This is a genomic window from Pseudomonas sp. LBUM1674 (assembly GCF_059695635.1).
The window spans coordinates 3,735,984-3,756,234 of sequence record NZ_CP166779.1; the positions used below are offsets into that span (position 1 = coordinate 3,735,984).

Below are 20,251 nucleotides of genomic sequence, written 5' to 3' on the forward strand. Positions count from 1 at the left end.
TTCCAAATCTGGTGAAAAACCCGCCTGACACGAACACGACGGTTGAGTCCCGATGAAACAGATGTCCTTCGCCGATGCCGAGTACGCCGGCAAACGTAAGCAGACCCGCCGCGAGCGCTTCCTGATCGAGATGGATCAGGTCGTGCCCTGGAAGGGCTTGGTTACTTTGATCGAGCCGCATTGTCCAAAGGGCGAAGGGGGCCGTCCGGCGTATCCGTTGATGGCCATGTTGCGCGTTCATTTGATGCAGAACTGGTTCGGCTACAGCGATCCGGCGATGGAAGAATCACTATATGAAACGGCGATTCTGCGCCAGTTCGCGGGCTTGAATCTGGATCGGATTCCCGATGAAACCACGATCCTCAACTTCCGCCGCTTGTTGGAAAAACATGAGTTGGCAGGCGGGATTTTGCAGGTCATCAATGGCTATCTGGGCGACCGTGGCCTGCTGTTGCGTCACGGCACGGTGGTCGATGCGACGATCATTCACGCGCCGAGTTCGACCAAGAACAAGGACGGCAAACGCGACCCGCAAATGCACCAGACGAAGAAGGGGAATATGTATTTCTTCGGGATGAAAGCGCACATCGGCGTCGATGCCGAATCCGGCTTGGTGCATAGCCTGGTGGGCACGGCGGCCAATGTGGCGGACGTGACGCAGGTCGATCAGTTGCTGCACGGTGAGGAAACTTACGTGTGTGGCGACGCCGGTTACACCGGCGTGGACAAACGTCCCGAGCATCAGGATCGCAAGATGATCTGGTCGATTGCCGCGCGGCCCAGCACGTATAAGAAGCACGGCAAGCAGAGCTTGATCGCTCAGGTGCGTCGCAAAATCGAAGACGCGAAAGCGCAGGTGCGGGCCAAGGTTGAGCATCCGTTTCGCGTGATCAAGCGCCAGTTTGGTTATACGAAAGTGCGCTTTCGTGGCTTGTCGAAAAACATCGCTCAACAGACAACCTTGTTCGCTTTGTCGAATCTGTGGATGGTGCGAAAACGGTTGATGGGGATGGGCGAGGTGCGTCTGTAATGCAGGCTGATCGCCCTGAAACAGCGCGATCAGAGGAAAGAACCATGAATTAAGGGCAAGAAAGGTCTGATTTTCGACCGACTTATGATTTTTCAGCCTCAAGTAGCGAGGGCATGAAAAATCGGTGGGTACTTCAGACCTTCCCTAGATAATCCAGGTCGATTCTTCATGCGAGATATCAAACTCTCAGCTACAAAAAAACGAACTTCCGTATTTGGCCGCTCTCTGCCGGTCGTCGATACGGTGTGAGCAGGTCAATTCGAAGCAATTACGCAGACAAGCATCACACCGCTGAAACTGTGCTGAAAACGGATAGGTTCAACCTTTATCGCCCCATAAGATGCCCCATATCGTCGATTCGATCAGGGGGGCGCCATGCATACCGAGACCAACTATACACTGCCCCTCGGCTTGCTCGGCAGGTCTCCGGCGGCAGACGCTACCGAATATGGTAGCCCGACCACAATGCCTGGGGTTTACGATACCGGTGCAGGCATCAGTCCTTCGCCCACTCCAGATGTGACGCTGGGAATTCGCACATGCAATCACACCGCCAATGAGCTGAAAGGCTATCGAGGAGCGCCCTCAGATAACGCCTTCAGCCAGAACCTACTGCGCATCGCCATATTTTACCCGCGGATAATCGGCACTACCGTATTTCGAGCCAGCCATGGTTCTGGTGGAGTACTACCTTTGCTCAAGATATGTTTAGAGGAGGACGTACAAACTTCTGCAGACGCACAGACCATCAACGCCGATCCCTTCCCTCTATTAATTCCTCTGATCCTTCAGTGGAACCTGCCCCACCATCTTTTCATCCACACCGCCCCTATAGGTAACGACAGTAACTCGGGATTGAGCACCTCATACCCACACATGCGGCCAGCATTTCATGGTTGCGCCTCAATAGAGCATGAATCCTTCAGCAATGCTGATTGGATCTCTTACTAACATCCGCTGAAATAGATGGAGCCACTCATGTCCCTAAAGGACCAAATACAACTCGCAGAGAAAAAACTGGCTGACGCCATTGCCAGCCAGAACAGCCAAATCGTGGCTGAGCTTTATACCGATGACGCTCGTTTTCTTCCCGACGGCGCACCAACGCTCAAAGGCAGAACTGAGATCGCCGGCTTCTTCGAAGACATTTTTAGGAAAGGCATCGTCGCTGGGAAATTCACAACATTGGAAGTCGATGGAGATGAGAAAGCAGCAACCGAAATAGGCGCCTATCAACTCTTTGCTCAATCCCCACAAGGTCAACGCATCACTGCTGTGGCGGGACGCTATCTGGTCACTTGGAAACGTATCGACGGAGCCTGGCAGTTGCATAGGGACGTAGTCAGTCGGGATAAAAGCGACGACTGAACATAAAGCCTTTCGTCGCGCGCGCGCGCTCTTAGATCAAATACAAAAGGTAGAAACAGATGAAAACCGAGCCAATCACATCAGCATTTGAGCAGAACAATACCCCACATACCTCAAACGAACCCTGGACCTGGAGTGCGGTGGATCTGGCCAAAGCGATCAGAACTCGACAACTATCCTCTCGTGAAGTTGTACAAAGCTGCCTTGACCGTATCGATGCGATAAACCCCATCATTAACGCCTTCACCGAGGTCAATCACGAAGAAGCATTAGCCTCGGCAGATGAGGCCGACCGCGCCGTCGCCTCTGGAAAACTGCTCGGGCCTCTACATGGAGTTCCGCTATCGACCAAGGTCAACATCGACCAAACTGGCCGAGCAACTACCAATGGGGTAACTCTATTCGCCGGCAATATCGCTACCGAGGACTCACCATCGATTGCCAAGTTGCGGCAATCCGGGGCCATACTGACTGCACGAAGCAATCTACCCGCGTTCTCGCTACGCTGGTTCTCCAGCAACAACCTACACGGAGTGACCCTCAATCCATGGAGCAAGGACCACACACCTGGCGGTTCGAGTGGTGGTGCCGCGGCAGCCATTGCAGCAGGCATGATGCCGCTTGCAATCGGTAATGACATCGGCGGGTCGATCCGGTACCCCGCATACTGCTGTGGAGTGACAGGAATCAGACCGACGGTTGGATTAGTTCCTCGCTGGTATGGCCCTAAAAACCTAGATCAACCTCTTTGCGTGCAAGTCATGGCAACAGACGGGCCTATTGCTCGGAACGTCGGGGATCTGCGACTAGCTCTTTCGGCTATGAGTGGCTTCGACTCAAGGGATCTGTTGTCGCTGCCCATGCCCGGCAACACGAAAAACGCCGAACGCCCGATGCGAGTCGGAATTCTGCGCACATCCGCTGCGACAACTACCTCAAAGGAGGTCTTGGAAGCTCTAGATCGTGCTGCAACTTATCTGTCAGACGCGGGCTACATCGTCGAAGAAATAGAGTTACCCTTCCTAGAGGAAGCCTATCGTCTCTGGTATCTACTTGCGATAGAGGAGTTTCGTGAAATGCTCCCGCTCATGGAGCAAGCAGGAGATCAAGGAGCGCTGACGGCTATGAAGTTCACCCTTGAAGTAGCAGCCGATTGGTGGGGCACGCAGCCCACTTTAAGAGACTACATGCACGGCTATGCACGGCGCGGCAGCTTGATAGCCCAACTGCAAGCAGTTCTGGAGTCCTATCCGGTCATACTGCTTCCAGTATCTGACGAACAGGCCTTTCCGCAGAATCTGGACATCGAAAGTCTTGAAGGCATGCGACGAGCGGTAAAAGCCAACTGGTCCATGATGGGGATCGCCAACCTGGGCTTCCCGGCAATGTCAGTTCCAGTTGGTATCGAGAGCAGGCTACCCTGCGGAGTGCAATTACTCGGCCGGCGCTATCGCGAGGGAGACCTGTTTGACGCCGCGGAGATCATCGAAGCACGGGCAGGTCGACTAACACCAATCGACCCGCGCTGAGCAGGTGACACGATCGGGTACATCCGCGAAAAAAATCGCGGTGTACCTGACCGTCGTGAGCGCACCGCGATGTTCAATCTTGTCCCCTCCCCCCCAACGAGTATCTTCTTCTTTACTCCTGCTTTTACTGGGCCTTAGAGTACCGGCTTTTCGGAACGTGCCAGTGGATTGCTGTCCGCGGGCGTCGCCTGCAACCATCCCGCTTCAACTGCATGCAGCAGGTGGCCGAGCTGATCAAGTTCACCCGGCACCTGGGTCAATTGTTCCAGACATTCAAGGCTCGTCTCGGCTAGTCGGGTAATCGCAATATCAACCAACCGCATCCCCTCGTCACTCAGCTGGATGAGTTGGCTACGTCGGTCTTCAGGATCATAAATACGTTGTGCCACTCCCTTCTCTACTAGCCGATCTGCCCTGTAGGTGGCGGCTCCCGAGGTTACCCGAAGCAGGCGGTAAATATCCGTTGGCCGCATACAATAGGGTTTTCCGCTTCTCCTGAGCGCAAATAGCAGCATCAGATCCTTGTGGTCCAGTGCAAGATCGTCTGATGGCTGCCTCCATTATTTTTATTCAGGCAGGGCCATGCTAGGACGAAGAAATTGGGCGGACTATCCGCCGAGTGCAGACCTGCATCCGTTTTGTGCAAAGGGATGAAGCGTCAGTCACGACGCTTAAGGGTGTCCGACGGCAATTCGCCGAACTGCTTGCGATAGCTGTCGGAAAACCGTCCCAAATGCAGAAACCCATAATCCATCGCCACTTCCGTGACATTGCGCACGTTGCAGGTCGGGTCGCTCAGGCAGGCGTTGATGCGCTCCAGGCGTTTTTGCCGGATGTAGTTTTTCGGCGTGGTGCCGGCGTTGCGCTCGAACAAGCCATACAGCGAGCGCAAGCTCATCCGCGCTTGGCGCGCCAGCTCTTCGCTGTCGATGTCTTGCTTAAGGTGCTGGGCGATGTAGTCGGCAATCACCTCGAACGTGGCCGTCTGCGAGCCGAGACTGATGCGGCTGACGTTGGTCTTCATCAGGCTGAGCATCTTGCTGACCACGATTTGCGCGTAGTGCTCCTGCACCTTGGGAATCTGCTCAGTGACCTCGGCTTCCTGGCAAATCATCGCCAACAGACCGACAAAACCTTCCAGTTCATTGAGCTGATAACGGTTTTCCAGAAAACGCACGCCCTGCCCCGGATACCGCCAGCGCTGCTCGTCGCACACGGAAGTCAGCAACGGTGTAGGGATTTTCAAGATGAACTTTTCGCAATCGTCCGAATAGGTCAGGTCCACTGAATCGTCGGGATTGATCAACAGCAATTCGCCAGGGGCGAAGTAGTGCTCCTGACCGTGGCCGCGCCACAGGCAGTGGCCGCGCAGCAAAACTTGCAGGTGATAGATGCTTTCCAGTGCGCCCGAGGTGACGCGCACGCTGCCGCCATAGCTGATGCGGCATAGGTCCAGGCTGGCAAACTTGCGGTGATTGAGGCTGGCCAGCGGTCGCCCGGCCCGGGGCATCAGGATGCAATGGTTACCAACATGCTGATTGACGTAGCCCGACACCGCGTAAGGATCGGCGTGATCAAAAACGGTGCTGCGCTGACTCAACAGTTGCGCTTGCATCATCGGGTCACTCTCATTGTTGTTATAGGGTGCGTCGGGACGATCCAGCGTAACGCCGGGAATGCAGAAAGCCACGGGATAAACGGTCGGTTATCTCGTGGCCCGGCTCCGCTTTTCGAGGATATCAGTCCTCTAGGGCGCGGGCTCGTTCGTGACGTTGCTGCTCGTCGGGTTGCACGGACGTCTGCAAGGTGAAATCGAAGTCGATTTCGGCAAAACAACCGCTGACGCCGTGCGCAGTTGCGCAACACTCCATCACAGCTAGTTTGCGGTTCGCATGGGTGGTCTTCGCTAGCAGCAACTCGATGTTTAACTCCTGCCGCTCGAGACGTGATCAGATCCTCGCCGCAATGACGACCGAGCGGAAGAAAGGGAACGGGGTGTTGCAGATGTGGTTCGAGGCCCTCGCCGCATCCCCTGCACCGCCGCAAGCTGATGCTCAGTTGGTGACCTGCGATCACGAATGGACCGATGACGGAATGTTCATGCTGGTCTGTACGAAATGCGGGGTGCAGGAGAACCACGACCCGAAATGGCGCGACATGGCAAGCGCGCCAAGGGACGGCACGCTGGTTCGTCTACTTGTCGAGTTCGATGAACACTCAACCGATGCCGATGATGAGGCCGCCACGATAGGCGCGAACAACTTCGACAATGACGAACAAGATGAATGGCGGTTTGCCGGGTGGTGCTGGACTCACGACCACTTCACGCAAAGCGTCGGCGCCCCTATAGGATGGTTGCCGATGATTGACGCCAACCCCGATGCGGGTGAGATCGAGCGCCTAACCGCCGAGCGTGACGCCCTGCAGCTGCGCCTGAACGCAGCGGATCAGCGAGTTGATGAGCTGGAGTGCGTGCTTCTGGAGTTGCGACAAACCGCACGGATGACCTTGGAGAATGCTGTCGATGCAGACGGCGCCGACGAGATCGTTGTCCAGCGGTCGGACGCTGTTGAGCTTCAGGCGCTGATCTCACCATTCAAACTCGCAAAATCAGGAGCAATCGCATGACGACCAAAACCTACACCGTTGCCGAGCTGCGCCACTCGACGATGACGGGCGGTTTCGTGCGGGCCGAGGAGTTGGCTCGCGTCCAGAAGATAAGCGACAACTACTACGCCATCTGCGTCGAGCGCGAGCAAGAGCTGGTTGCGTTGCGGGAAGAACTGGAATCTCACAAGACCGCTTTGCGGGAAGAGATGAAGGACGCATTCGAATTTCAGCAGAAGAATGCAGCGCTGATCGAGCTGCTGCGTGAAACATCGGACTACCTAGACGGAAGCACCAGGAATTCCGTCTGGTGCGACTCGATACTGCATAAAAAGATGAAGGCCGCCATTCCGCCAGTCGAATCTGGAGCAAGCGCATGACCACCCACCACCTGAAGATCCATCGCCAACCGTTCACGGACCTCGTAAGCGGCCGAAAAACAGGCGAGATGCGCAACTGTGCCGACCGGGAGTTCCGCGAGGGAGATCAAGTCGAGTTGTTCCTGATAGACGAAACCGGGAACCCGGCAAACAAGAGCATCGTCCGCACCATCACGCATATTCAGCGCGGCCACGGCCTACCGGATGACATCTGCGTGCTGAGTTACGCCGCCCCTGTCGCTGAGCGCCAAGAGCCGGTTGCGTGGTTTACCGACGACCATCTGACCGATAAATCGGCTACCACATATGATCCTCTCGTCTGTTTTCGCTGGCTCTCGAAGGGATGGCCTATTACGCCCCTCTACACCTCGCCGCCCGCGCCGGTATCGGTGGTGCTGCCTGCACGCAAAGTTGAATTGACGACTTATGAGCAATTAGACCCTGATTGCAATCACGAAGGCGGCCTCATAGACGGCTGGAACGCCTACGACGATGAGCTGAAACGCCTCACCCCCTCCCTGTAACTCCCTCCCCCTTCAAAGTCAGCCGCTATAGCGGCAAGGACCACGTCATGCCTGAAACAATGCATCTGGACTTGGACGCTCTCGAACTCCAAGCCTCCGGCCTCATCGGATGGGACAACCTGACCGAGTGCTGGCCCGCCGAAAACAAATGGGACTGGGAAGTCGGTCACCGCTCCGAATCCGGCAACACCTATCCAGTTTTGACGATATCCACGGCTGATTATGGCGCTCCATATGACACGGAAAAAATGGCTCGCTACCACGCAGCACTTCGCCCTTCCGTCGTCCTGTCGCTAATCCAAGAAATAAAAGCTTCTCGCAAGTTCGGTCCCGCTGAAGTGAAACGGGACCACAACGGCTGGTGGTGGCACCAGGGGATCCCGGATTTCGGCGGTACCGAGGACCCTGCGCCATACCATGCCTGGCTGACCGAACAAGGCCTGGAGTTGCGCGAGTGGGGAATGGAGCGCGATCTCGATGTTCACCCCCACTTCGACGGAACGGTGGGTTGTGAGGGTTGCGTCGGCTGGGATCCGCAGTCACCAGGTCCGGAATGGTTTCTCCTGGGAATCTTCGACACAGAGGACGGCCCGCATGTGCACTGGGCGCGCCGGGCGGTGACCGCATGATCATCCCAGTCTATGCCCTCGCCTACATGGCCTGGCTCATCTACTCGGGGCCACGGCGATGAACGAATACCAGCTCTATCTCGGCGACTGCTTGGAGGTGATGAAGCAGTTGCCAGACGCCAGCGTCGACATGGTGCTGGCCGATCTACCCTACGGAACAACCCAGTGCGCCTGGGATACCATCATTCCGCTCGAGTCACTCTGGCGGGAGTACCTGCGGATTGCGAAACCAGAAGCAGCGATCGTGCTCTGCGCCGCCCAGCCGTTCGCATCCATGCTTGTGGCGAGCAACCCGAAGCTCTACCGGTACGAGTGGATCTGGGAAAAAGGCAACGCCACCGGGTTCCTGAACGCCAAGAAGCAGCTACTTCGGGCGCACGAAAGCGCCCAAGTCTTTTACCGCCAGCAGCCTGTGTACAACCCGCAAATGACGAGCGGACATGAACGCAAGACCAGCAAGCGCAAGACAGTCAATTCGGAGTGCTACGGGAAAGCCTTGGCGCTTACCGAATATGACTCGACAGATCGGTACCCGCGTTCAGTGCAGTTTTTTTCGAGTGACAAACAGACCGGCAGCTTCCACCCGACGCAAAAGCCCGTCGCATGGATGTCTTTCCTGATCAGCACCTACACCCGACCGGGGCAGGTGGTGCTCGACAACACAATGGGCAGTGGCACCACCGGCGTGGCCTGCATGCAGCTCGGCCGAAAGTTCATCGGGATAGAGCGCGACCTCGATGAGCACGGCCAACGGATCGGGTACATGCCTATCGCCCATGCGCGCATAACTGACGCAATCGCCGTGCGCGACGCCCCGGTACCGCAAATCGATTTATTCGCAACAGCCTAACCCCTCTTCCACCTACCAGCCTGCCGGTGAACGGCGGGCGAGGAATCGCTATGTCTGACGAAAAACACCAACTCCGCGAGGCCGCTATCGACGCAATCTCGGATATCGCCCAGCACCTGCCGCTCGACTGTGAAATGTTCCTCATCGCCTGCCGCCCCGGGAAAAAGGATTTCGACCTGGTGCTGCCATCGCCAGAGGCGAACCTGAACAATGCCCTCGACGCGCTCCGCCGCCAGGGCCTGAGCATCGATGGCGACAACGCCTATAAACGCGACTTGCTTGATTCGGCCGTGGGAGCGATGGCCTTCGGCGTTCAGAACCGGAACCCGCCGCCCGCCGGGCACTGGGGACAGCGCTTCTGGGATATCGGCCGAGAAGAACGTGCACAGCAGAAAGAACTGCTACGAGCAGCCCAAAAGGTTCTAACCGGTCTCAACGCGCGAATTGATGAGGCGAGTGCCAGCGGCTCACCGGTTCCGGTCTTTGACGGTATCGCCCAGCTGCATGCCGCGATCGCCAAAGCCACCCAATAACCACCTTCTGCCGCTACGCGCGGCATGGAGCAGCTCTTGAGCATCCAGTTTCTATCTCACGATGAGGTTTGCGAGCTAACCGGCGCGCGGACCAAGGCAGGCCAGATCCTCAACTTGAAGAAGAACGGCGTCAGGCACACCATCAAGGTGAATGGCTGGCCAAGCGTGACGGCGATGGCCGTGACTGCGGTCGGTATGTTTGAAGCAGAAAAACCCGCATGGACACCACGCAAGGCTGGCTGAAATGGGACGACGACCAAGTAAACCCGGTTCAATAGCCCGGCTGCGAGAGCGCAAGAAAGCAAGCGGCCGGGTTTTCTATTACTACGAGATGGGCGGCAAGGACCGCAAAGAAATCGCACTGGGTAGCGATTACGGCTTGGCCATCATGAAGTACGCCAAGCTGGAGCGCGACCGCACCGCGACAGACCTGGTCGCCAAGGTGATCACGTTTCGGTACGTGGCCGAGAAGTATATGCGCGACGTCGTGCCGTCGAAAAAGCCCGCCACCCAGAAGGACAACATCCGCGAGTTGAAAAACCTGATGTCATTTTTCGACGATCCGCCGGCGCCTCTTGAGACAATCCAACCGCTACACGTTCGACAGTATCTGACCTGGCGCAAGGCGGCGCCTGTTCGGGCAAACCGCGAGAAGGCCTTACTCAGTGCAATCTGGAACTTTGCGAGGGATGTTGGATACACAGCCTTGGCCAACCCATGCGCAGGGATCAAGGGCAACAAGGAGACAGGTCGGGACATCTACATTGAGGACGCATTGTTCAAGCGCGTGTACGAAAAAGCAGATGTCGGCCTTCGGGATGCGATGGACCTTGCTTATCTGACTGGTCAGCGTGTGACCGATACCCGATTACTGGACGAGCGTGATGTTCGCGACGGACAAATTTGGGTGCTGCAGGGCAAGACGAATGCAAAACGTCGGATCGAGATAACTGGCGAACTGAAGGATCTGATCGATCGAATTATGTCGAGGAAGGCAGGACACAAGGTCCGCTCGACGCGGATGATCGTAACGGAGGATGGCACACCGATGTCGGTGGCAATGTTGCGGGGAAGGTTTGATTTGGCCAGAGAGGCGGCCGGTGTCGCGAAGTCCGAGTTTCAGATGCGTGATTTACGCGCTAAAGCTGGTACGGACAAAGCCGAATCAAGCGGGGACATCATGCAGGCGAGAGATCAACTTGGGCATACTACCGTCGTAATGACCGAGCAATACATCCGCAATCGGAAAGGAAAGAAAGTCTCGCCGACCAAGTGAATTGCGACCCAACTTTAAAATTGCGACCCAGAAACGAACAAGGGTTTGCATCAGCTTTCGCCCGCAAACCCCTGATTTTAAATGGTGCCCGAAGCCGGAATCGAACCGGCACGCCCTTACGAGCGGGGGATTTTAAGTCCCATGCGTCTACCAGTTTCGCCATTCGGGCGGTAGCGCGGTGAAGCTGTCTGAATACTGCAAATAACGATCTGGCAGTTCTGACGCTTGTGCAGCAGAGGTGGAAATATATACATACCGCCCCGGTGAAGCAAGTTTGCAGATGCCCATTTCAAGACTAAATCTTGCTGGACTATGCAAATAAAAAAGCTCCGTAAATCATAGATCTACGGAGCTTGTTTAAAGTGGAGGCCGAGGTCGGAATCGAACCGGCGTAGGTGGATTTGCAATCCATCCACAACACAAGCAATTTCAATAGGTTAGCATTATTAGCGTTCCGCAAGCTACTGATTTTTCACAGCTTGCATCCCTCAGCCTACAAGGACACGGTGTTTGGTTGCGGAACGGATTTCTAAAGTTTTTGAGTCCCACAGATACCAAGGCTTGGCAGGTACTGCGCAACCATTATGGTCGTAGGTCAACGACGTGGTTTTGTCTAATCTTTTCGGTGTGCCGATTGAACGTCGTCCTCAGCGCAGCGCCCTCAGAACATTCGACGACTCAGTGAAATAATAGGGAAGCCCGTCTCCCGGCAGGGTCAAGCCCTGAGACCTGGGGCGAATTCCAAATGAGAATTTGTTGAAGCTCCAGCCGGGCGCATTCACCGCCATATAAGAGAAAATTTGTCTGAAATGTGCCTCTGAGATCACACTCAAAAGCTCCACATCGGAGCGAAGCAGTTCAATAGCCTCCTGCGTCTCACGCAAGCTTCGCTCGGAGGAAGCAATGCAAGAATCAAGAGTGATCATGAAAGCCAGAAATTGAGCTAGGTCTTCCGTGCCCTCATAGCCACCTATCCCCTTGGAAATGTATTCCTCTCCGAACGCCAAGCAAGCATGCAGAACCGCTTGGCGTGTTTCTGCCCGCTCGAGATACCCAATGATCGCAGCCAACTCTATCTTTTCTTTACGCAGAAGCTGTAAATCACCCGATATTCGCTCAAGATCTTGCGTGTAAGCGGCCATCATTTCCTGCGCTGCTTCAGCTTGCTGGACGACCGCCTCGCGATTGATACATGGAATTTTCATCGCCTGCTCCGAAAGAGTTAACTTCTAAAAATTGTCAGAATAGAAATCTTTGGTGAAATTCGATAGGGATTCGAACCCCTTCACGCGCGCCAGTGGACCGCTCAAAGCCATTAAAAGCGGAATTTTCGTATCATGGCTAAGGCGCATTGCGGCCTACGGCGACCATGAATTTGCCCTAATTTTACCCTGAACCTTTCCCGCCCTTATTCGCCCAGGCTAGTCATCTTCATCCTCTAGAGCTTCCTTTGATTTTCGTTGACGTGCTATCGCAACGCGCGCGCCCTTGAGTAGGTCATCGTACAGCTCAAATGAGGGCTCGGCGCGGCTGAGTGATGCGAGCATCTTTACGCAGTGTTGCTCTTGCCGAACGTCCTCCGGGAACGGCTCACCGGGTGCTCCTCCTCGCATACCAGAGTGTACTGAGGCCTCGATTGATGAACGAATATCAGCTAGCGCGTCTTCGCCAATGAGTTCTGCCGCGTTGAGGATGTCCCGGATGAACTTTGGATGATCATAAATGAGGGTCGGCTGACTATCGAACAGTACTCTGGCTACGAGCCGGGCATGAGCTTGCGAACCCGACGACATCCATGCAAGGAGTAGGTCAAGCAGTAGTTCGTCGTAGTCGCCGCAGAGGCCAGAAATTGCCTCGCCAAAACGCTGCACCCCCTGAGTATCTGCCGGTTCGTTGAGCGCCCAGTCAAGAAGCTCTCTTATCAAACGGGGCCCAGCCTCCATACTCATGAGTCTAAGGCTGTTTTCGTTATGTTCTTTGCTCAGGGGCTCATAAGACCAGTCGTTTCGACGCGTCGCCTCGATGAGACGCGCTTTGACCAACGCGACGACAGCGGCGGGGTCCTCTTTAATTGACGATGCGAGGAAGAACTGTACCCAGTAGTCATCAAGCTCCTTCAATACTACAAGCTTCTCCAATAGCTCGCTTCGTCTGCTGACGACATAATCTTTTGGAATGGGTTTTCCGCCGGCGATCAACATGAACATGCCATGAGTTGCCGTAGAATTAACTTCGAAATCTGCCAAGCAAATGAGTTCGACTGCCAGAGCCGGGCTTTTATCAGCTACCTGACGCGCAAGGTTCGACGCGGCCAACAGTACACTCGGGGCTTCAGACTCAAAGATGCGCCTGAACAGGGTAACTTCTTGCGGAGTATAGGGGCGTGATGGTTCAAATCTCGTGTATGCCTCAGCGAGTTGGGCCAATACCTCGGCGGAACCCTCCGAGCGAGTGACGTAGTCCACTACTAAGTCCGAGTTTCCGGTCTCAATGGCCACGCTCAGAGCTTTGCCTACATACGGGGCGAGTTGACCGACTCGGCACTCGTTGTTCCTACAAAGCAATTCGATAGCAAGACCTGGCACGAAGCTAAGCAGATGATTCACGAGCAGGAATGGAGAGCCATATCCCTCGGGGACTACGTTCACAATGTCTTGCAAACAGTCATGCAATTCATCGAATAAGCTACCTGCATCAGGGAACTCAGCCATCAACTCAGTCGTCAAGAGCTCACGGTCGCTCTCATGCTCCTCGCGTTCAAGCGACTCGCTGAGTTTCCATGTTTCCGTTCCCCAGCCGTCGATAAGCGCCCGGAGGAATCGGGTCCTCAAGTCTCGGTTCAACAAAGCCATGATGGCGCGAGCCTCGTCAGATGTCTCCGGCCAGCCGCGAAACGCATGCCAGGAAATGGACTGTGCGAGACGAACCAATACTACGGGCGATACGTATACTTCACGCAGCACCACCTGAAGCTCCCGCAAGAGGTTCTGGTGTTCTCGTTTCCATTCTTGATCGGACGTGTCGCCATGCATTGGACCACGCAAGGCTTGAGCAATCGTCTGTGCTGCGAGAAACGCTCTTCGCGGCGGGCCTTCCCGCAGGTACTTGAGCAATGCTCCGGTTACCTCATCCCTAACGATTTTTGCCGCTTTAAGGGAAAGCTGGTAGCGGGTGATAGTGAAGGTCGAGCGTGAATAATTCGTCGCCTCAATCTCAGTGCCCAGCGCTCCCTCAAGGATGGTGAAGGGCGTGTAAACCGAGCTGAGCGAGGCAGGCCTTTCCAGAAGCGCGAATGCGAACCGAATAACCTCGCGCACGTACTCGACCGGCTTGTTCAACTGAAACGTAGCCAGTTCCTTGAGGATGCGAATGCCGTGGCCCGGCTTCTGATTTAGCGCGCGGGCATCGCTGCGGCCTGCGGTCCATAGAAGGTGACATGCTTCTTGGACGTGGTCGTACGTATATGCTGCATTGCGCACCATGTTGCACACAACCGAGCTGTCTCCATGCTTTTCGGCGATGAGCTGCTTCGCGAAGTCAAGCGCAAACCTGGGCTGGTAGTAGGCAACGGCCTCCACTGCTTCTACGTGCGGATTGTTGTACCTGCCGCCCCAACACAGCTTGGGACTGAGACTGGTCAGAAGCGCACTGTCGTCTGTTTTTCCTTCGCGTAAGCGCCAGTCCAATCGTCCCAGATTGACGAATAAGTGCTTCAGTTGGTCCGCACCCGCGAGGTCGAAGATTTGTGTAACGAGCTCGTTAGCTCCGCCATCCGAATTGAGGTAGTTCGAACGAATGATCTGATCCGCCAGCAAGTCTGGAGCGAGCCTCGAGCGAACCCCGCGTTTGAATAGAACTCCTGCCTCCCCTAACAAGCGCATCAACCGACTGGCGTCTGGCGCCTCGATCCTTTCGACCTTAAACAAGATATTAAGCAGACCCGGATCGTCCGGAATGATGGGCTGAAGCAGCGCGACTACCCGTAGGACGGCCCTCAGCTTCGCAACATCCTGCCCCGAAACCAGGGTAACAGCAATGACGTCTTGAAGGCGCGACAGCACATAGGTTTGAAACTCCCCCGAATTGCACAGCAGCGTCAACGGCACATCATCGCGTGCGACCAACTGCGCCGCCAAGACTGTCACCAAGGGCGTCGTGTACGTTGCGCGGGCGATTTCAGCAGCGGCTGCCAGTGGGCCATTGCACTTGGCGAGAACCGATTCGGCCAGTGCTTGCGCTTCATCTCGCGTTTGCTGATGCATATCGACAAATTGGACCAAAGACCCCAACAGGCTTACGTCAGCCGCTTGAAGACGCAGCGCTTCCTTTCCGTAGGGACGAAGCGATAGAAGCAACCGCGTTCTATTGTCCGGCACTGCCGCGTGTCTAAGGAGGATGCCGAGGTCTTCTCGCTCGTGAGCATCATCGACAACAAGCAGTGTCACGCCACCGAGGCTGTCGCGTAGTTTGTCCAGGTGGTGAGCCCTGACGTCTTCGGTCGGCGACACAAATCGAACTTGCAGGGAAGTGTTTTCCGCCAGTTGATGGGTGACTTCGCGAAGAACACGACTCTTTCCAAACCCAGGTGCCCCGACGAGGCAGGTTAGGAGTACCGACTCGTCTCGGACGTAGTCCATAACCTGTGAAACCTCTGTGTCGCGACCAACAAGAGCCCAGGAATGGTTGAAGAAGCGGTCAGGAACTAGGAACGGTTTGAAAAAGGCATCTACAGTCTGAATGGGTCCCGGCTCATCAATTCCAAGTAAATCTAGGCGCTGACCATTGAAGTAGCGATCCACCAGATCCAGGCGGTCGTACATCGAGAGATCATGAAACTTTCGGGTGATATCCTCTCGGTCCCACAACTCCCAGCCAGCATGTACAGCCATTGCATCGCGAGCCCTTGGACTCGCGACGCTAGACAACAAGAGCACCTTTAAGTCTGCGACGTAGGTCTGCTCAGCCACCGCGGTATGGACCTTCTGGGCACCAAACTCATTAACTCGCTTGCACTGAAACGAGTAAGTACCGAATGAACCGGTGGCGACGATGTCGATGCCATGCTGCTTATGGCCTGTGCCCCCATAACGATGCACGCTGCCTGCGCTTGGCCGGTACATGCGATCCAAGAGGGCCGAGCAGAAACTTTCGAATGTATCCGGCGGCAGGGCGGAGAGCGGGAGCGAGCGGTCGTATGTGGTCGCCGTTTCGATGCGAAGATCTGCTAGTGCCATTTTGTATCCGGCGGCTACTAAGAGCTCGTTTTCCTTGGCTCCAACCAACCTCTCCAGCAAGGGGATATCATTCGAGCGTGGGCGAGCGACCCCCTTCTCCCAGCGACTCACCGACTGCTGGGTTTTGCCTAAGGCTGTTGCCAGTTCTTGCTGCTTTGGGAATCCCGCCGCTACGCGAAGTCGAACCAACAGTTCGCCGAACGATGCGTAGGGTACCGGCTTAGGAGCTGTTTTCATTTTTTTGTACCAGTTCACGTACACATAAAATAGTGTTCCACAAATAGCTTCGCACAGCATGCCACCAAAAACCTTCACACAGTTCTCAGCTCGTAGATTTACCAGGATGCAGCCGGGACCAACTTGGGAAAATCGGTGGCAGACAACGATTAATTTAGCGTCTGTTTAATCATTCAAGCCAAAAATCGTGGCCTGTCCCCGAATTACTCGAATGACTCGAATTACTTCCGCTGCTAGTTTCGGTATTCTGGTATCTCATCAACATGTACCGAGGCGGGATCATGGAGCGCTATCGCTACCCCAATGTGTTCAATCTGCTGGTCGACACGATTCCGCTGTTCTGCAAGGGCAAGAACGACATCTTGCTGTTCCTGCGCGGTGCTGGTGTGCCACGATGAAAAGGGGACACCCATTAGCCTTGACTCGAGACCAGCTAATGGGTGTCCTTTCTTCGCAAAAGTGCCGCTGAGCTAATCTGATGTTTCAGCAGGAGGACATCACCACGTGCGGACGACTTCCTCAATACGATGGCATCCATGAATGCCCAATGCGTTCGTAAAAAATACCGGCGACCATCGGTTCGAGTGGTACAACGCCGTATCGACAACGTAGCTCGCCATCTCCACTAGGAAACAGTGCGCAGCGGTCGCGCCCGCACTGGGCCAAGGACCGCGCCGCTGCGAGCCACCCGCCCGTGATGAATACTGCGTCATTTAGTTTCAGCAGTTGATAATTTGTATTGCGATAAACAAAGGTTGCCTTAGACCAAGTTGAGGCGTGAGTGGTTTAAAAATGAGTCTATTCTTTATCTGCTGCGGAAGCTGTCAGTGCAGCCCATCAACAAAAGGATAGGGTCATGAAAAAAATGCTGGGTTTATTGGCGTTGGCGTTGAGTATAAATGCTGCTCATGCGCAGGAAATAGTTGAGGTCAGAGCACAGGATTATGTAGCCTCGCAAAACGTCGCAAGCGGGGCGCCTGATGGATTTGGCGATTGCATCGTTACGAGAAGGCCTGGAAACCTGCCAACTTCCGCTGAATATGAAATCACCGTTCAAGAGTCGGGCCCCTATCGACTCTCGCTTAGTTACGCAGCTCTAGATCCGCGCCCCATTACAGTCAATGTGAATGGCCAAGTGATCTCCAGTAACGCTGCGTCTGCGCCGACTGGAGGGTGGTATGAGGGTAATCGTCTTGTGACAAACGAAGGTACCATCAGACTCAATGCTGGAGTCAATCGCATTCTCATCTCAAGAGGTTCAGATTTCCCCCATTTGCACTCTATTAAAGTAGTCGGCCCATAGAACTGATCCGAATATCCTGCCACTTCTTTGCTTCTAAATGGGTCGCGGCAGGGATTCGATTTAGGCATCTAAAGGCCGAGTTATATTTTTCCAAACGAGGTGCTTTGCTATGCTCCCTCAATCAAATACTTCAGCAGTAGCACGTTGGCTCGTGTTGTTGGGCTGCACTTTTATTGGCGTTGTGTTTATCATCGGCACGACGTTGTCGATGTTATCTACTACAGAACTATTTCAGATCGTTGTGCACCACTTCCCCACAGTAGTTGGACTACCTTGTGCCGCCCTAGCCTCTCTTTGTCTTGTAATGTTCCTTGAGCACACCTCGGGCCCAATCGAATTCGAAGGTTTTGGCTTCAAATTCAAAGGTGCATCAGGTCCCGTAATTTTGTGGGTAATCACATTCCTAGCCATATGTGCCGCAATCAGATTGACATGGAATCTGGTCTGACCTCATCTTTGGGCGCCTGCCGACGGAACACAGACGAACCTCCCTGCACTACCACGACTGCGCATAAAGGCTGCCGTCGATTTCCTCCAATCTGTTCAGTAACCCACTTCTCTGACGTATGCCTGGCACGCAGCAAGCGCAATCAATCCTTGATCGCCGGCATCGGTGATGCTGATAATTCGTTGAGCATGCGCTGGGTCAAGTTGGGCTTTTGTGGGGCCATGAACCACGCCGCTGGCAGGGGTGGTAGTTGGCACTGCACAGCCACTGGCTGAATCGGTGACAGCGAGTAGGACTGACAGGCGCAGATCAGCAGTGGCAAGGCGGTCGCGCAGGCGACCTTGATCACGTTGGGCATCGCTTAGGGCTCGGTAATGGGTTTGTTCACTGGCTGAAAGGCGCTGCTCTAATGCCAGGTGTTTGTCGTGCTGAGCTCGTTGCTGTGCTGCAGCCGTCTGCGTGATTTCGTTGAGCGTGTCGGTCTGCAAGCGGGCTTGTTGCTCTAGTTGCTGGCCGAAGCGCCAGTCCTGTATCTGCCAGGCAAACACGGCAGAGCCACTGATTAAAACTGCCAGCCCGACGCCGACGGCAAACAGGCGATAAGGCATTGGGATCAGGTCGACGAGACGCATAGCACCGTCCTCGCCCGAGCCCACAGCTGCAACCGATCTTCCAGACCGTTCAATCCGCCGTTGATCTTGCGGGTGATCGCTTCGAACTCGTCTCGATCCGCCAGGGCATTCAATTCACGCACCGACCAGAACCACGCGGCTGACTCTGCGGCCCATTGCGGCAGTTCCAGCAGATCAGGCGTGTGCAGCAATCGTTCATCACCAAATAGCGCCAAGCTGCAGCGCAGGTAATTGTTGCGGCCGGTGATCTGAATAAGTCCCCGCCCGCGATAACGCTGGCCATCCCCATCCGCTTCCGGCGTGTTACCCAACTTCACGGCCAGGGAGCCGGTGTCGTACTTGCTCAGATACTGATTGCCACCCAGCTCACGGACATACTGCAGTTGGCCAGACTCATGGCCGACCTGCGCCAGGAAAGCGGCCTGACGGTTGGGGGTATCAATCTTGCGCCTCGCCATCGCATCGTTGAGCGCCCGGACATACGTTAAAACTGCGTTATGAGCATTCGGCATGATGCGCAAGAGTTGTCGTTCAGTGATGGACATGCTGCCTCCAGAGACGAAAAAACCCGCTCAAGGGCGGGTTCGCGTTGGTGTCGATTCAGTGCTGCAGAGCGTGCTCCGTTAAAGGTCGAGCACTTTGACCTCCTTCGATTTTTTCGCTTTCTTACCGGCAGCCTTGGCCTTGCCCTTCTTGCCGGCATTGCACTCGACCGTGGTGCTCCAACCTGACTGGGTAAAGACCTGCTCGACCGAGTCCACCAGGTAATCCCCATCAAGGCCGACCTTAAAATCCATGGCCATGATCTGGCGCTCGGCGAACAAATCGGTACGCCCTGCCATCTCCAGCCGGACATCCGCCGTCGAGCGATTGAAAGCCACGAGCCGGGCCTTGGCCGCCTGCTCGGCCGCGCTCTTGTTGGTGTAGATGTGCCGGTCGGTGTGCACCGGAGGCAGACCGGCCGGGGCTTCATCGTTGTCGAGACTGAGGTTCACCAGTTCGCCGGTTTTCTGGTCCTGGTACTTGGTCCGGACCGCCTTCTGCGTACTGCCATCATCAAACGAGAACTGCCACCGACTGACGTCGCTTTTTCTGATGGTGAGCATCGGTAGTTTTTTGCCACTGGCGGTCGTACCGTTTTGTCGGGGCAGCACCAACAGCTTGTTGTCAGCCACCTTGGCCGTACAGTCGTGCGACTTGGCCAAGCGGGTGATGAAGTTGAAGTCCGACTCGTTGAGCTGATCCGCCCGCGGTACCACAGTGCCGACCGGACACTCCGGACTCCAGCCGTTACGGGCCGCGATGTCGCCGACGATCCTCGAAAGCGGCACATCTTCCCAACTGCCACTGCGGGTGGTTTTGCCGCTTCCGCGCATATCGCTGGCTCGACCGCGAATGACGATCGTTGACGGTGGCCCGGAGGCTTCAACACGATTGACGGCATAGCGACCCACGCGAACCAAGGAAGAATCGGTGTACCCCAGGTACACCTCAATGCTCGCCCCACGTGCCGGCAGGGCAACCGCGCCGTCTCGGTCATCAATGCGTAGCTCGAACTCATCCGAGTCCATACCAGGCTTATCGAGGGTACGCAGCATCAGAAGGCGGTCGTTGATCAAGGCGGTGATATCCGCCCCATCGGCCACAATTTGAAAAGTGGGTTTCACAAAA

The 20,251-nt window shown here is 55.4% G+C and carries 20 protein-coding genes, 2 tRNA genes and 1 pseudogene; 13 read left to right on the forward strand and 10 right to left on the reverse strand.

What is annotated here, in order from left to right; translation table 11 throughout:
• The first annotated feature begins 52 nt into the window (after positions 1–52).
• From ACA067_RS17110 to ACA067_RS17125, 4 genes are all read left to right on the forward strand, one after another.
• On the forward strand, positions 53–1,030 hold the full coding sequence (locus ACA067_RS17110; RefSeq protein ID WP_497457660.1) for an IS5 family transposase: 978 nt from the start codon (positions 53–55) through the stop codon (positions 1,028–1,030).
• 375 nt (positions 1,031–1,405) lie between these two features.
• Positions 1,406–1,981 (forward strand): transporter family protein, encoded by a 576-nt coding sequence (locus tag ACA067_RS17115; RefSeq protein WP_497457661.1) that lies wholly within the window; start codon positions 1,406–1,408, stop codon positions 1,979–1,981.
• A 27-nt stretch (positions 1,982–2,008) separates the two neighbouring features.
• On the forward strand, positions 2,009–2,398 hold the full coding sequence (locus ACA067_RS17120) for a YybH family protein (protein ID WP_497457662.1): 390 nt from the start codon (positions 2,009–2,011) through the stop codon (positions 2,396–2,398).
• A 59-nt stretch (positions 2,399–2,457) separates the two neighbouring features.
• Positions 2,458–3,927, forward strand: coding sequence for an amidase (locus ACA067_RS17125; protein WP_497457663.1), 1,470 nt, complete (start codon positions 2,458–2,460; stop codon positions 3,925–3,927).
• A 134-nt stretch (positions 3,928–4,061) separates the two neighbouring features.
• On the opposite strand, the gene ACA067_RS17130 is transcribed toward ACA067_RS17125, so the two are convergent.
• The 3 genes and pseudogenes from ACA067_RS17130 to ACA067_RS17140 all read right to left on the reverse strand — a co-directional run.
• On the reverse strand, positions 4,062–4,442 hold the full coding sequence (locus ACA067_RS17130) for a MarR family winged helix-turn-helix transcriptional regulator (RefSeq protein WP_497457664.1): 381 nt from the start codon (positions 4,440–4,442) through the stop codon (positions 4,062–4,064).
• 143 nt (positions 4,443–4,585) lie between these two features.
• Entirely contained in the window at positions 4,586–5,545 is a 960-nt protein-coding gene (locus tag ACA067_RS17135; protein ID WP_497457665.1) for an AraC family transcriptional regulator, read from the reverse strand.
• Between the two features lie 121 nt (positions 5,546–5,666).
• Positions 5,667–5,786: pseudogene (locus ACA067_RS17140) on the reverse strand (catechol 1,2-dioxygenase); the annotation flags it as partial.
• On the opposite strand from ACA067_RS17140, the gene ACA067_RS17145 reads away from it, so the two are divergent.
• The 8 genes from ACA067_RS17145 to ACA067_RS17180 are packed head-to-tail and all read left to right on the forward strand — an operon-like array spanning position 5,734 to position 10,726.
• Positions 5,734–6,555 (forward strand): hypothetical protein, encoded by an 822-nt coding sequence (locus ACA067_RS17145; protein ID WP_497462887.1) that lies wholly within the window; start codon positions 5,734–5,736, stop codon positions 6,553–6,555. The pseudogene ACA067_RS17140 and the gene ACA067_RS17145 sit on opposite strands and share 53 nt — an antisense overlap.
• On the forward strand, positions 6,552–6,914 hold the full coding sequence (locus ACA067_RS17150; RefSeq protein WP_497457666.1) for a hypothetical protein: 363 nt from the start codon (positions 6,552–6,554) through the stop codon (positions 6,912–6,914). The genes ACA067_RS17145 and ACA067_RS17150 overlap by 4 nt, the downstream gene beginning before the upstream one ends.
• Entirely contained in the window at positions 6,911–7,438 is a 528-nt protein-coding gene (locus ACA067_RS17155; RefSeq protein ID WP_497457667.1) for a DUF3850 domain-containing protein, read from the forward strand. The genes ACA067_RS17150 and ACA067_RS17155 overlap by 4 nt, the downstream gene beginning before the upstream one ends.
• 47 nt (positions 7,439–7,485) lie before the next feature.
• Positions 7,486–8,067: a hypothetical protein gene (locus ACA067_RS17160; RefSeq protein ID WP_497457668.1), complete on the forward strand. Its 582-nt coding sequence runs from the start codon at positions 7,486–7,488 to the stop codon at positions 8,065–8,067.
• Between the two features lie 58 nt (positions 8,068–8,125).
• Positions 8,126–8,917, forward strand: a complete 792-nt coding sequence (locus ACA067_RS17165; protein ID WP_497457669.1) for a DNA-methyltransferase — start codon at positions 8,126–8,128, stop codon at positions 8,915–8,917.
• Positions 8,918–8,967: 50 nt separating this feature from the next.
• The gene (locus tag ACA067_RS17170) at positions 8,968–9,450 is read left to right on the forward strand and encodes a hypothetical protein (RefSeq protein ID WP_497457670.1); all 483 of its coding nucleotides are present in this window, start codon (positions 8,968–8,970) and stop codon (positions 9,448–9,450) included.
• A 36-nt stretch (positions 9,451–9,486) separates the two neighbouring features.
• On the forward strand, positions 9,487–9,693 hold the full coding sequence (locus tag ACA067_RS17175; RefSeq protein WP_497457671.1) for a DUF4224 domain-containing protein: 207 nt from the start codon (positions 9,487–9,489) through the stop codon (positions 9,691–9,693).
• Position 9,694: 1 nt separating this feature from the next.
• Positions 9,695–10,726, forward strand: a complete 1,032-nt coding sequence (locus ACA067_RS17180; RefSeq protein ID WP_497457672.1) for a tyrosine-type recombinase/integrase — start codon at positions 9,695–9,697, stop codon at positions 10,724–10,726.
• 82 nt (positions 10,727–10,808) lie between these two features.
• Here the strand turns inward: ACA067_RS17180 and ACA067_RS17185 are convergent.
• The 4 genes from ACA067_RS17185 to ACA067_RS17200 all read right to left on the reverse strand — a co-directional run bounded on the left by ACA067_RS17185 (position 10,809) and on the right by ACA067_RS17200 (position 16,275).
• Positions 10,809–10,895: transfer RNA gene (locus ACA067_RS17185), tRNA-Leu, on the reverse strand.
• Between the two features lie 194 nt (positions 10,896–11,089).
• Positions 11,090–11,220, reverse strand: a tRNA-Ser gene (locus tag ACA067_RS17190).
• Positions 11,221–11,373: 153 nt separating this feature from the next.
• On the reverse strand, positions 11,374–11,931 hold the full coding sequence (locus ACA067_RS17195) for a hypothetical protein (RefSeq protein ID WP_497457673.1): 558 nt from the start codon (positions 11,929–11,931) through the stop codon (positions 11,374–11,376).
• Between the two features lie 216 nt (positions 11,932–12,147).
• The gene (locus ACA067_RS17200) at positions 12,148–16,275 is read right to left on the reverse strand and encodes a helix-turn-helix domain-containing protein (RefSeq protein WP_497457674.1); all 4,128 of its coding nucleotides are present in this window, start codon (positions 16,273–16,275) and stop codon (positions 12,148–12,150) included.
• Positions 16,276–17,053: 778 nt separating this feature from the next.
• Between ACA067_RS17200 and ACA067_RS17205 the strand changes: the two genes are divergently transcribed.
• A complete protein-coding gene (locus tag ACA067_RS17205) occupies positions 17,054–17,500 on the forward strand; it encodes a carbohydrate-binding protein (protein WP_497457675.1) in 447 nt (148 codons plus the stop codon).
• Between the two features lie 543 nt (positions 17,501–18,043).
• Here ACA067_RS17205 and ACA067_RS17210 read toward each other — a convergent pair.
• The 3 genes from ACA067_RS17210 to ACA067_RS17220 all read right to left on the reverse strand — a co-directional run bounded on the left by ACA067_RS17210 (position 18,044) and on the right by ACA067_RS17220 (position 20,247).
• Positions 18,044–18,580 carry a lysis system spanin subunit gene (locus tag ACA067_RS17210; RefSeq protein ID WP_497457676.1) on the reverse strand — a complete coding sequence of 179 codons (537 nt, stop codon included), beginning with the start codon at positions 18,578–18,580 and terminating at the stop codon, positions 18,044–18,046.
• Positions 18,562–19,125, reverse strand: a complete 564-nt coding sequence (locus ACA067_RS17215) for a glycoside hydrolase family 19 protein (RefSeq protein ID WP_497457677.1) — start codon at positions 19,123–19,125, stop codon at positions 18,562–18,564. The genes ACA067_RS17210 and ACA067_RS17215 overlap by 19 nt, the downstream gene beginning before the upstream one ends.
• Before the next feature lie 78 nt (positions 19,126–19,203).
• Entirely contained in the window at positions 19,204–20,247 is a 1,044-nt protein-coding gene (locus ACA067_RS17220) for a phage late control D family protein (RefSeq protein WP_497457678.1), read from the reverse strand.
• Positions 20,248–20,251: the final 4 nt, after the last annotated feature.

Coding starts and splice junctions, on each gene's coding strand:
- ACA067_RS17115 (WP_497457661.1), top strand. CDS start 1,406: ATGCATACCGAGACCAACTATACACTGCCCCTCGGCTTGCTCGGCAGG.
- ACA067_RS17110 (WP_497457660.1), top strand. CDS start 53: ATGAAACAGATGTCCTTCGCCGATGCCGAGTACGCCGGCAAACGTAAG.
- ACA067_RS17170 (WP_497457670.1), top strand. CDS start 8,968: ATGTCTGACGAAAAACACCAACTCCGCGAGGCCGCTATCGACGCAATC.
- ACA067_RS17215 (WP_497457677.1), bottom strand. CDS start 19,125: ATGTCCATCACTGAACGACAACTCTTGCGCATCATGCCGAATGCTCAT.
- ACA067_RS17165 (WP_497457669.1), top strand. CDS start 8,126: ATGAACGAATACCAGCTCTATCTCGGCGACTGCTTGGAGGTGATGAAG.
- ACA067_RS17195 (WP_497457673.1), bottom strand. CDS start 11,931: ATGAAAATTCCATGTATCAATCGCGAGGCGGTCGTCCAGCAAGCTGAA.
- ACA067_RS17205 (WP_497457675.1), top strand. CDS start 17,054: ATGAAAAAAATGCTGGGTTTATTGGCGTTGGCGTTGAGTATAAATGCT.
- ACA067_RS17210 (WP_497457676.1), bottom strand. CDS start 18,580: ATGCGTCTCGTCGACCTGATCCCAATGCCTTATCGCCTGTTTGCCGTC.
- ACA067_RS17125 (WP_497457663.1), top strand. CDS start 2,458: ATGAAAACCGAGCCAATCACATCAGCATTTGAGCAGAACAATACCCCA.
- ACA067_RS17130 (WP_497457664.1), bottom strand. CDS start 4,442: ATGCTGCTATTTGCGCTCAGGAGAAGCGGAAAACCCTATTGTATGCGG.
- ACA067_RS17160 (WP_497457668.1), top strand. CDS start 7,486: ATGCCTGAAACAATGCATCTGGACTTGGACGCTCTCGAACTCCAAGCC.
- ACA067_RS17135 (WP_497457665.1), bottom strand. CDS start 5,545: ATGATGCAAGCGCAACTGTTGAGTCAGCGCAGCACCGTTTTTGATCAC.
- ACA067_RS17180 (WP_497457672.1), top strand. CDS start 9,695: ATGGGACGACGACCAAGTAAACCCGGTTCAATAGCCCGGCTGCGAGAG.
- ACA067_RS17155 (WP_497457667.1), top strand. CDS start 6,911: ATGACCACCCACCACCTGAAGATCCATCGCCAACCGTTCACGGACCTC.
- ACA067_RS17120 (WP_497457662.1), top strand. CDS start 2,009: ATGTCCCTAAAGGACCAAATACAACTCGCAGAGAAAAAACTGGCTGAC.
- ACA067_RS17150 (WP_497457666.1), top strand. CDS start 6,552: ATGACGACCAAAACCTACACCGTTGCCGAGCTGCGCCACTCGACGATG.